This window comes from Streptomyces sp. NPDC060049, assembly GCF_042736715.1.
In the GTDB taxonomy this organism is placed as follows: Bacteria; Actinomycetota; Actinomycetes; order Streptomycetales; family Streptomycetaceae; genus Streptomyces.
The window spans coordinates 61232-72209 of record NZ_JBHWVV010000009.1; the positions used below are offsets into that span (position 1 = coordinate 61232).

8 protein-coding genes are annotated in these 10978 nt (G+C 73.2%); 4 read left to right on the forward strand and 4 right to left on the reverse strand.

Annotated elements, in window-relative coordinates; translation table 11 throughout:
* Positions 1 to 11: 11 nt before the first annotated feature.
* Entirely contained in the window at positions 12 to 1118 is a 1107-nt protein-coding gene (locus ACFWBY_RS18325; protein ID WP_385338768.1) for an NAD(P)H-dependent flavin oxidoreductase, read from the reverse strand.
* Between the two features lie 150 nt (positions 1119 to 1268).
* Between ACFWBY_RS18325 and ACFWBY_RS18330 the strand changes: the two genes are divergently transcribed.
* A complete protein-coding gene (locus tag ACFWBY_RS18330) occupies positions 1269 to 3218 on the forward strand; it encodes a serine hydrolase (RefSeq protein WP_385338765.1) in 1950 nt (649 codons plus the stop codon).
* A gap of 278 nt (positions 3219 to 3496) precedes the next feature.
* Positions 3497 to 3940, forward strand: coding sequence for a nitroreductase family deazaflavin-dependent oxidoreductase (locus ACFWBY_RS18335; protein WP_385345199.1), 444 nt, complete (start codon positions 3497 to 3499; stop codon positions 3938 to 3940).
* A gap of 24 nt (positions 3941 to 3964) precedes the next feature.
* On the opposite strand, the gene ACFWBY_RS18340 is transcribed toward ACFWBY_RS18335, so the two are convergent.
* The 3 genes from ACFWBY_RS18340 to ACFWBY_RS18350 are packed head-to-tail and all read right to left on the reverse strand — an operon-like array spanning position 3965 to position 8649.
* Positions 3965 to 5536, reverse strand: a complete 1572-nt coding sequence (locus ACFWBY_RS18340; RefSeq protein ID WP_385345196.1) for a phytoene desaturase family protein — start codon at positions 5534 to 5536, stop codon at positions 3965 to 3967.
* The gene (locus ACFWBY_RS18345) at positions 5533 to 7713 is read right to left on the reverse strand and encodes a tetratricopeptide repeat protein (protein WP_385409673.1); all 2181 of its coding nucleotides are present in this window, start codon (positions 7711 to 7713) and stop codon (positions 5533 to 5535) included. The genes ACFWBY_RS18340 and ACFWBY_RS18345 overlap by 4 nt, the downstream gene beginning before the upstream one ends.
* Positions 7714 to 7740: 27 nt before the next feature.
* Complete coding sequence (locus ACFWBY_RS18350; RefSeq protein WP_385342397.1) at positions 7741 to 8649, reverse strand: oxygenase MpaB family protein; 909 nt, start codon at positions 8647 to 8649, stop codon at positions 7741 to 7743.
* Positions 8650 to 8791: 142 nt separating this feature from the next.
* Here ACFWBY_RS18350 and ACFWBY_RS18355 point away from each other — a divergent pair, with 142 nt between their 5' ends.
* Entirely contained in the window at positions 8792 to 9529 is a 738-nt protein-coding gene (locus ACFWBY_RS18355; RefSeq protein WP_385342399.1) for an SDR family NAD(P)-dependent oxidoreductase, read from the forward strand.
* Between the two features lie 398 nt (positions 9530 to 9927).
* The coding region (locus tag ACFWBY_RS18360) for a protein kinase (protein ID WP_385409674.1) at positions 9928 to 10978 on the forward strand (1051 nt) is incomplete at its 3' end.

The following is a 10978-nucleotide window of genomic DNA, read 5'->3' on the forward strand; positions in this document are numbered from 1 at the left end:
GCTCACGCCTCTCAGGCTCGGCCGGCGATGCGGGTGATGCGGGTGATGGCGCGCTCGAAGCCGCTGGTGAGGTCGTCGAAGACGGCTTGGACGCTGCGCTCGCTGTTCATCCGGCCGACGATCTGACCGACGGGCGTGCCGAGCAGTGCCTGGACCTCGTACTTCTGGATGCGGGACACGGCCTCGGCGACGAGCAGGCCCTGCAGCGGCATCGGGAGCGCGCCGGGGCCCTCCGGGTCGTCCCACGCGTCGGTCCACTCGGTGCGCAGCTGGCGGGCGGGCTTGCCGGTGAGGGCGCGGGAGCGGACGGTGTCGCCCGAACCGGCGGCGAGCAGCTTCTCGGTCAGGGCGCGGGAGTGCATCTCGGCCTCGGTGGTGGTGAGCCAGAGGGAGCCGAGCCAGGCGCCCTGGGCGCCGAGGGCGAGGCCCGCGGCGATCTGCTCGCCGCTGCCGATGCCGCCGGCGGCGAGGACCGGGAGCGGGGCGACGGCTTCGACCACTTCGGGGACCAGGACCATGGTGGCGATGTCGCCGGTGTGGCCGCCGGCTTCGTAGCCCTGGGCGACGACGATGTCGATGCCGGCCTCGGCGTGGCGGCGGGCGTGCTTGGCGCTGCCGGCGAGGGCGGCGACGAGCACCCCGTGGTCGTGGGCGCGCGCGATGACGTCGGCGGGCGGGGAACCGAGGGCGTTCGCCAGGAGTTTGATGGGGTAGTCGAAGGCGACGTCGAGCTGGTTGCGCGCGACCTGCTCCATCCAGCCGGTGATGCGCCAGCCGGAGGCCTCGCCCTCGGCGAGCTCGGGCACGTGGTGTTTGGCGAGCGTGTCACGGACGTACTCGCGGTGCGCGGCCGGGATCATCGCCTCGATGTCGGCCTCGCTGATGCCGTCGACGGCCTTCTTGGCGGGCATGACGACGTCGAGGCCGTAGGGCTTGCCGTCGGTGTGCTCCTGCATCCAGTCGAGGTCGCGCTTGAGGTCGTCGGGGGCGGTGTAGCGCACGGCTCCGAGGACCCCGAACCCGCCCGCGCGGGTGATGGCAGCGGCGACCGCCGGGAAGGGCGTGAAGCCGAAGATGGCGTGCTCGACTCCCAGTTTCTTGCTCAGCTCCGTCTCCATGGGCGGCAGGATGCCGCAGCCGGGCCGCCGAGGGAAGAGATTTTCTGATGCAGCGTCAGATTCTTTGCGGGTCGGTCACTGCGGGAGGTGTGCGACGTCCGGGCAGATACTTCGGGAGGGCGCGACGCGACGTGGACGGAAGGACCGGGCATGGAGGAACGGAAGGCAGCCGGCGACGACGGTGACGCGGAGGTCGGCGGCGCCGCGAGGGGGCCCGGCGGCCCCGTGAGGGGAGTCGGAGGCAGCGCCGTGACGGGGGTCGGCGGCAGCGGTAGCGGCGCCGGGGGCAACGGTGGCCGCTTGCGCGACGGCGGTGACAGCGGCGGGCTCAGTCGGCGCCGGCTCGGTGCGCGGCTGCTGGCGCTCGGCGGTGTGCTCGCGCTCCAGGCCGCGCTGCCCGGGTCCGCGGGAGCCGCCGGAGGGGACGCGGAACGGCGCTCGCTCCAGGGACTGCGGCTGCGCTACGGCTCCGCCCGTCAGGCCGGACTGGTGGAGAAGCACCTCGAAGGTGTCGCGGACGAGGCGCGGCGGTTCCTCGGACCCTCCCCCGAACACCCTTACTACGCCGGCGCCGTGGTCCTCGCCGGCCGGGGCCGCACCGTGGCCCTGCACCGGGCGATGGGCGACGCCGTGCGGTACGCCGACTACGACGGCCGCACCGACCGGGTGCGGGAGTTCCCGGCCTCCGAGCGCATCGCGATGGCGCAGGACACGGTCTTCGACCTGGCCTCGCTGTCGAAGCTGTTCACCTCGCTCCTGGCCGTGCAGCAGATGGAGCGCGGGCGCCTTGAACTGGAGGCGCCCGTGAACCGGTACCTGCCTGAGTTCACCGGCGGGGGCAAAGAGGTGATCACCGTCCGCCAGCTCCTCACGCACACGTCGGGGCTGCGGTCCTGGGCGCCCTTCTACCAGGAGCCCACCCGTGCGGGTCGGTTGAGGCTGCTCTGGGCGGTGAAGCCCCAGGAGACCCCGGGGACGGTCTACCGGTACTCGGACCTCAATCTCATCGCCCTCCAACTGCTCTTGGAACGGATCACCGGTCACACTCTGGACCTCCTGCTCCAAGACGAGATCACCGCTCCACTCGGGATGCACCGCACTCGTTACAACCCACCGCTCTCCTGGCGCCGGGTCACGGCCGCCACCGAAGTGCAGCGCCCGCCCTGGTCCGGGCTCGACCGCGGACTCGTCTGGGGCGAGGTCCACGACGAGAACGCGCACGCGCTGGGCGGCGTCGCCGGCCACGCCGGCGTCTTCGGCACGGCCTGGGACCTGGCCATCCTCGCCCGCACCCTCCTCGACGGCGGGGTCTACGCCGGCAAGCGCATCCTGCGGCCCGCCTCCGTCGAGCTGCTCTTCACCGACTACAACACCGCCTTCCCCGGCGACGACCACGGCCTCGGCTTCGAGCTCTACCAGCACTGGTACATGGGCGCCATGGCCACCCCGCACTCCGCCGGCCACACCGGCTTCACGGGAACCTCCCTGGTCCTGGACCCCTCCACCGACTCCTTCCTGATCCTGCTGGGCAACTCCGTCCACCCCGTACGGACCTGGCGCGCCGGCAGCGCGCCCCGCGTGGCCACCGGCAACCGCTTCGCCCGCGCCGTCCCCGTCCGCACGAAGCACGGCGGACCGGCCTGGTTCTCCGGCATGGAGACGGGCGGCTCCGGCACCCTGACCCTGCCTCCCGTCACCCCGGCCGGCGACGCCGCCCGGCTGCGCTGCGCGCTGTGGTGGGACACCGTGCCCGGCGAGGGAGCCCTGCACCTCGAGGCCTCCGCCGACGGGCAGACCTGGGAGCCCCTCCCCTTCACCACCGTCCGCAGCACGGGCGGAACCGCCGAACAGTGGCCGCGCGGCTCCCTCACCGGCTGGTCGGGCCGCATCTGGCACCGCCTCGAAGCCCCGCTCACGGCCTGGGCCGGCCGTGAGGTCCGCCTCCGCTTCCGCCACACCGCGCAGGGCCGCTACGTGGGCCGCGGCGTCTACGTCGACAGCCCGCGCGTATCGGAGTCCTCCCGCCTCCTCTTCTGCGAGGACCGCCCCGCCGACGCGTCCCGCGTCGAGGCGACCGGCTGGTCGCGCTCCTCGGACTAGGTCGTCTCTTTCGGATCTTGTCGGCCGAGTCCGCGGCGTCTGGCGCCGTGCATGGCAAGGCGGAGGGGCGCCCGTGTACTGGAGTACTCGGGCGCCCCGACAACGCGGCCAGGTGCGGTGCCGGACGCCGCGGGCCCGGCAAGATCCGAAAGAGACGGCCTAGTGCTGCGACCGGGGGAACCCGTGCCCCGGAGCGTTCGTGTTCGTTGGTGGGAGTTGTTGACCATTCAACACGACGCCGCATACGACACCGAAGACACGAAGGCGGGCAGAGCGCTATGAGCGACATCGACTGGGAGAACCCGATCGACCCCAAGCCGGGCTGGGTACTGGACCACGTCAAGAAGTACGTCGGATCGGGCGGGACCGAGGGGCAGTACTGGAACAACACCCAGACCCTGCTCCTGACCACCATCGGCCGCAAGTCGGGCAAGCCGGTGCGCACTCCGCTCATCTACGGCGAGGACGACGGCCGCTACCTCATCGTCGCGTCCAAGGGCGGCGACCCGGCCGACCCGCTCTGGTACCGCAACCTGACCGAGCACCCCGAGGTCCGGGTCCAGGTCGGCCCCAAGATCGTCCAGGGCATCGCGCGCACCGCGAACGCCGAGGAGCGCCGCGCGTTCTGGCCGCTGATGGTCAAGCACTGGCCCTCCTACGACGAGTACCAGACCAAGACGCACCGGGAGATCCCGATCGTGGTGATCGACCCGGTGGCCTGAGCGGACCGCGGGCGCGGCGCGGCGTCAGTGCCCCAGCACCGCCATCGCGGCGTTGTGGCCCGGGACGCCGCTGACGCCGCCGCCGCGCACCGCTCCGGCGCCGCACAGCAGTACGCCCGGGTGGGCCGTCTCCACTCCCCATCGGCTGCCCGAGTCGGAGTACGGCCAGGACAGGTCCTGGTGGAAGATGTGGCCGCCGGGTAGCCGCAGTTCGCGTTCGAGGTCGAGCGGGGTCTTGGCCTCGATGCACGGGCGGCCGTCGGCGTCGAAGGCCAGGCAGTCGGTGAGCGGTTCGGCCAGGTGGGCGTCGAGCTGGGCGAGGGTGGCGGTGAGCAGGGCCTCCCTCGCCGCCCGGTTGTCCTTCTCGAACAGCCGCGCCGGGGTGTGGAGTCCGAAGAGGGTGAGGGTCTGACAACCCTGTGCCGCCAGCTCCGGTCCCAGGATCGACGGGTCCGTCAGCGAGTGGCAGTAGATCTCCGAGGGCGGTACGGAGGGCAGTTCGCCCGCGCGGGCCTGCGCGTGGGCCCGCGCGAGCTGCTCGTACCCCTCCGCGATGTGGAAGGTCCCGCCGAAGGCCTCCCGGGGGTCCACGGAGGTGTCGCGCAGCCGGGGCAGTCGCCGCAGGAGCATGTTGACCTTGAGCTGGGCCCCCTCGGGGGCGGGACCACCGGGCTCCTCGCCCATCAGCTCCGCCAGCGCGCGGGGCGAGGCGTTGACGATCACCACCCGCCCCGCGACCCGGCCCTCCCCCGTCGCCGTCCGGAAGGTCACCTCGGCCGGCGCGGTCGTGCCGTCCGTGTCGATGCGCAGAGCCTCGTGCCCGGTGGCGATCTCCGCCCCGGCCGCCAGCGCGGCCGCCGCCAGGGCGTCGGTGAGCGCGCCCATGCCGCCGACCGGCACGTCCCAGTCCCCCGTGCCGCCACCGATCACGTGGTAGAGGAAGCAGCGGTTCTGCGCGAGCGAGCGGTCGTGGGCGTCGGCGAAGGTACCGATCAGGGCGTCCGTGAGGACGACCCCGCGCACCAGGTCGTCGGCGAACTCCCGCTCCACCGCCTGCCCGATGGGCTCCTCGAACAGCATCCGCCAGGCCGCCTCGTCGTCGACCCTCGCCCGGAGCCCGGCGCGGGTGGGCAGCGGCTCGGTCAGTGTCGGGAAGACCCGCTCGGCGACCCGCCCGGTGGTCCCGTAGAAGGACCGCCAGCTCTCGTACTCCCGGTCCGATCCGGTCAGCCGGGCGAAGGACTCGCGGGTGCGCGTCTCGCCGCCGCCGACCAGGAGGCCGCCGGGCCGCCCGGCGCGCTCCACGGGCGTGTACGAGGAGACCGCGCGCTTTCGCACCTCGAAGCGCAGTCCCAGATCGCGCACGATCTTCGCCGGGAGCAGCGAGACGAGGTAGGAGTACCGCGAGAGGCGGGCGTCGACCCCCGCGAACGGCCGGGTGGACACGGCGGCCCCGCCGGTGTGGCCGAGCCGCTCCAGGATCAGCACGGAGCGGCCGGCCCGCGCCAGGTAGGCGGCGGCGACCAGGCCGTTGTGGCCGCCGCCCACGATCACCGCGTCGTACACGTCCGTACCGGAGCCCCGCGAGGTCGTCATGGCTCTTGGTAGCACACCTGCCCGAGCCGCTCCAGACAGTGCGCCTCGTCGGCGTGGGCGGCGACCGTGTCGGGGTGGTCGTCGCCCAGCGAGCGTTCGCGGATGCCCGACAGTTCCCGGTAGACCGGCAGGGCCTCGTCCCAGCGGCCCAGCCGGCCGAGTCCGACGGCGAGCTCCCGGCGGCTGACCAGGGTGTCGGGGTGTTCGGCGCCGAGCGTCGCGGCCCGCGCCCCGCCCACCTGCCGGGCCTCGGCCACCGCCTCCTCCCAGCGCTCGAGCCGCCCGAGGTTGACCCCGAGGACGTGCCGGGCGCGCAGCGTCTCCGGGTCGGCGGCCCCGTACGCGCGGGTGCGGTCGCGGACCAGCTCCCGGAACAGCTCCAGGGCCTCGCCGCACCGGCCGGTCCGGCCGAGCGCGATGCCGGCCTCGTAGCGGGCGGCCAGCGTGTCGGGATGGTCGCGGCCCAGGACCTGCTCCCGGACGGCGGCGATGCGGCGGAAGCCCTCCAGTGCCTCCTCCCAGCGCTCCAGGCGGCCGAGGGCGTAGGCCACCTCGTAGCGGGTCAGCAGCGTGTCCGCGTGCTCCGCCCCCAGGGTGGCCGCCCGGTCGGCGGCGACCTCGGCGGCGACGGCGTGGGCCTCGGCGAAGCGGCCGAGGGCGCCGAGGGCGCAGGCCAGGTTGTGGCGGCAGCGCAGGGTGTCGGGATGGCGCGGCCCCATCGTCCGCTCGCGGCCGGCGAGCACCGCGCGGTAGCCCTCGTAGGCCTCCTGGTGGCGGCCGAGGAGGCCCGTCTCGTACGCCTCCTCCTGTCGCGCGGCGAGCGTGTCGGGGTGGTCGGGTCCGAGCACCCGGGCCCGGCCCTCGGCCACGGCCGTGTACCCGGCGAGGGCTTCCTCGGTGCGGCCGGCCCGGCTGAGGGCGAAGGCCCGGGCGTGCCCGGCGTCGAGGGCGTCGCGGCCCGTGGGGTCGGTGCCGGGAGCGCGCGGGACGCCGTACGCGGCGGTGAGCCGCGGGTCATCGGCGGGGTGCGGGCGGACGACGGACGCGGCGGCCGGAGCGGCCGGGCCCGCGGCGGCCGGCGCCGTCGGGGCTCCGGCGGCCGGCGGGGCCGGGGTCCCGGCGGGCCGCTCGCCGTCCGTACGGGCACCCGGGGCGGGAACGGCTCGCTCCCCGCTCGGGCGCGCGGCCGTCCAGGAGCCGGTGAGGACGGCCCACTCCCCGCTCGCGGGGCGGGCCTCGATGCCGGCCTTGCGCCCGGCGGTCATCCCGCCGGCCCACTCGGGCAGCGGCGGGTGCGCCCCGGGCGCCGCGCCGGGGCCGAGGCGGGCCTCGACGAGCCGCCGGTGCAGGTGGCGGGCGTCGCCCGGGCGGTCCTCGGGGCGCTTGGCGAGCAGGTCGAGCACCAGCCGCTCGAAGTGAACGGGCAGTTCGGGGCGGTGCTCGCGCGGGGGCACGGGTTCGGTGTCCCGATGGCCGACCAGGACGGACCAGGAGTCGCCGAGGTCGAAGGGCGGGGCGCCGGTGGCGATCTCGTACAGGACGCAGCCCAGCGAGTAGAGGTCGCTGCGGTGGTCGACCTCGCCGCCCGCGATCTGCTCGGGCGACATGTAGTGCGGAGTGCCCATGGCTATGCCGCCGCCGGTCAGCTTCGCGGTGAAGCCGATGTCGGCGGCGAGGCGGGCGATGCCGAAGTCGCAGATCTTCACCGTGCCGTCGGTGAGCCGCATGATGTTCGCGGGCTTCAGGTCCCGGTGCACGACGCCCTGGTCGTGGGTGTAGCCGAGGGCGGCGGCCATCTGCTCGGCGACGTCGACGACCACGTCCACGGGCAGCGGGCGCGCTTCGTTGTCCTCCAGCAGCTGGCTCAGGTTGCGGCCTTCGAGCAGCTCCATGACGAGGTAGAGGGGGCCGCCCGCGGCGCTGTCGTCGCCGAAGTCGTGGACGACGGTGACGCCCCGGTGCTGGAGGGACGCGGCGACGCGCGCCTCGCGGCGGAAGCGCTCGCGCAGCACCTGCGTGAAGTGCGCGTCCTGTTCGGGTCCTATGGGCTTGAGGCATTTGACGGCGACCTGCCGGCCCAGCGACTCGTCGCGGGCCCGCCACACCTCGCCCATGCCGCCGCGGCCGATGAGGTCGAGCGACCGGTAGCGGCCATGGATCAGTCTTGACTCCGCCATGTCTTGAAGTCGCCCCCGTGTGTCGCGCTACGCCCTCCCCGGCCGGTCCAGTATGGCCGCTGATGTACGCAGTGTGTACGGCGCGGGGCGGCTCCCGGGGCCCATGCGGCGCATCGCTCTCAAGATGTGACCTGGAGGCAGCTGCCAGCGCAGACCTGCGGGAATGCTGCGCAGCAGGCTACCGGTGAGACGCAGGCGGCGGGTGACGCTGCGCGGGGCCGGAGCGGGGCGGCCGTACAGCTGGTGCGCGTACGCCGGGAGGGATCCGTAGGCGAGGGCGGCGAGCGGGCGCCACACCAGATTCCGGCCAGGGACGAGGAGGGGATGGACCGGCGGGGCGCACAGGAACGCGTCGACGGCGCGCGCGTCGGAGCCGACGGCGAGTTCTGGCCGGATCCGCTCGAAGTAGGCGGCCAGCTGCGCGGTGTCGGCCGGTACGCCGGACGGGTCGAGCCCGACGAGGCGGGCATTGACGAGGTTCTCGGACACGTAGCGGTCGGCCTGGGCGGGGCTGAGGGGGATCCCGGAGCGGCGCAGGACGTGCAGGAAGCTGTCGATCTGGGCGCAATGGATCCACAGGAGCAGCTCGGGGTCGTCGACGGGAAAGCGCGTGCCGGTGGCGGGGTCGGTGGCGGACAGCGTGCTGTGGATCTTTCGGACCCGGGCGCCGGCCCGCTCGGCTGCCTCGACGGTGCCGTAGGTGACGGTGCCGACGAAGTCGGCGGTGCGCAGCAGCCGGCCCCAGGCGTCGCCCGGGCCCCGCTCGCCGCTGAACGCCGCGCTGTTCTCCATGACCCCGCGGACGGCGCGCGGGTGCAGGGCCTGGAGGTAGAGCGCGCGGACTCCGGCGATCCACATCACGGGATCACCGTGGCACTGCCAGGTGACGGACCCGGGTCCGTAGAGCCCGGGATCGGGTGCGCCGCTCTCGCCCATGGCCGTTCCTCCCGCTCGTACGCGCCCGCCGCCCCACTGCCCGCCCTTCCAGCATTCCACCGGCCGGCCGCCCCTACGCGCCACTAGGATTCACCGTCGGCGGACCGCACCCGCCTCCCCTTCGGGACGAGGAGGCACGGTCATGCGCAGGGGACTGCTCGACGGACAGGTCGCGGTGATCACGGGCGGATCGGCCGGCATCGGCCTGGCGACCGCGGAGCGCTTCGTGCGGGAAGGCGCGCGGGTCTTCATCACCGGCCGGCGGGCGGACGAACTCGCCGCGGCCGCACGGGAGCTGGGCTCGAGCGCCGTCGCCGTACCGGGTGACGCGTCCCGCGTCGAGGATCTGGACCGGCTGTACGCGGCCGTCGCGGAGGAGGGCCGCCCGATCGACGTCCTGGTGGCCAACGCGGGCGGCGGACCGGCAGGCGGTCTCGCCGAGTTCACGGAGGAACAGTTCGACTCGACCTCGGACCTGAACTTCCGGGGCACCTACTTCACCGTGCAGCGGGCCCTGCCGCTGCTGCGCGACGGCGCCTCGGTCGTCCTGCTGGGCTCGGCGGCCGGATCCTGCGGGTCCGCGCGGTTCGGCGTGTACGCCGCCGCGAAGGCGGCCGTACGGTCGCTCGCGCGCAGCCTCGCGCTGGAGCTCGCGGGGCGCGGGATCCGGGTCAACACGCTCAGCCCGGGCCCGGTCGACACCCCCTCACTGGCCCGGGCGCCGGCCGAGGTACGCCGGCGGGCGACCGCCGGGGTTCCGCTCGGCCGGGCCGGGCGCCCGGAGGAGGTGGCCGCGGCGGCGCTGTTCCTCGCCTCGCGTGAGAGCAGTTTCATCACCGGCGTCGAACTCTTCGTGGACGGTGGCGCGGCCCAGGTCTGACCCCGGGAAGGGAATCCGCCGACCAGGTCGGTCTTGGCCCCGTACGATCCGCCACCTGGTGCGGAGCGAGTGGAGCAGGCGAATGACCTCGCGCTGGGGATCCGCGTCACTGCCCGTCGGCGCGCGACCGCGGCCGCGGCCCGTTCACGGCGAGGCCGAGGAGCGCCTGCCACGGCCGTGACCGGACTCGGCTTGGTGCCCGCGCGGGTCGCCCCGGGGGCACCACCTGATCGTGTAGGCCGGGGTGAGAACCCGCCTCACCTTCCCCTTGTATCGGTACCTTGTTGCCGGCAGCGCCAAGGTGTCAAACTCCTTGGGATAGGACCGTTGGGGGGGCAATGCGCGGAACTTTACTGGCCGAGCGTTACCGACTTGAGGAGCCTTTGGGATCCGGTGGCATGGGCGTCGTATGGCGCGCTCATGACATCCGGCTGGGGCGCTTCGTAGCAGTCAAACTCCTGCATCACGACGCGAACGATCAGCTCTTCACCCGCTTCGAGCGCGAGGCCCGCATAACCGCGCAGCTCTCCGGTCATACCCACATCATCTCTGTGTTCGATTACGGGTCTTTTCGCGACCGGTCCGACCGGCGCCGGCCGTTCGTCGTCATGGAGTTGCTCGACGGCAAGCAGCTCGGTCAATTCATCAGTGAGCCCTCGACCCTGTCCGTCGCCCAGGCCGTCAACTGGTGCGCCCAGGTCTCCGACGCCCTCGCGGCGGCCCATGATGCGGGTATCGTGCACCGGGACGTGACACCAGCCAACGTCATTCTGGCCCGGACAGGCTCGGGCAGAGAGACAATCAAGGTGCTCGATTTCGGTATCGCGGCCTATACCCACGTCGAGCGCACCCGCATCACGAGCGCCGGCCAGGTCGTCGGTTCTCCGAAATACATGGCTCCCGAACAAACCCGGCCCGGCTACGCCCCGGACGAGCGCACAGATCTGTACGCCTTGGGCTGCTTGCTCTATGCGCTCCTCATCGGACGGCCTCCCTTCGACTACTCCGAGCCCAATTCGATATGGCGGGCGCATGCGGAGGAGATCCCCAGCGCTCCGAGCGCTCATCGTCCCGACATTCCTTCCGGCCTCGACGTCCTCACACTGCGGCTGCTGGCCAAGAACCCCGACGAGCGTCCGCAGACAGCGACGGAACTTCGCGACCTGCTTCGCCAGGTATTGGGACCGCAGGCCGGAATCTCGCCCCTTCCGGCCGTATTGGCCACTCATGCGGAACGCGCAGCCGCTCGTGCCGAGGTCGGTGAGCACGCCGAAGCCGCCCGCATGTATGCCAGCCTTGCCGCCGATCAAGCTCGTATTCTCGGTCCCGAGCATCCCGACACGCTCGCAAGCCGCCACCACCATGCGCACTGTCTCGGCGAAGCAGGGGAACATGCGGAGGCTGTCCGTCTGGCAGCCCGGGTGGCTTCGGAACGAGCCCGGGTCCTCG

Coding starts and splice junctions, on each gene's coding strand:
- ACFWBY_RS18355 (WP_385342399.1), top strand. CDS start 8,792: ATGCGCAGGGGACTGCTCGACGGACAGGTCGCGGTGATCACGGGCGGA.
- ACFWBY_RS18325 (WP_385338768.1), bottom strand. CDS start 1,118: ATGGAGACGGAGCTGAGCAAGAAACTGGGAGTCGAGCACGCCATCTTC.
- ACFWBY_RS18350 (WP_385342397.1), bottom strand. CDS start 8,649: ATGGGCGAGAGCGGCGCACCCGATCCCGGGCTCTACGGACCCGGGTCC.
- ACFWBY_RS18335 (WP_385345199.1), top strand. CDS start 3,497: ATGAGCGACATCGACTGGGAGAACCCGATCGACCCCAAGCCGGGCTGG.
- ACFWBY_RS18330 (WP_385338765.1), top strand. CDS start 1,269: ATGGAGGAACGGAAGGCAGCCGGCGACGACGGTGACGCGGAGGTCGGC.
- ACFWBY_RS18345 (WP_385409673.1), bottom strand. CDS start 7,713: ATGGCGGAGTCAAGACTGATCCATGGCCGCTACCGGTCGCTCGACCTC.
- ACFWBY_RS18340 (WP_385345196.1), bottom strand. CDS start 5,536: ATGACGACCTCGCGGGGCTCCGGTACGGACGTGTACGACGCGGTGATC.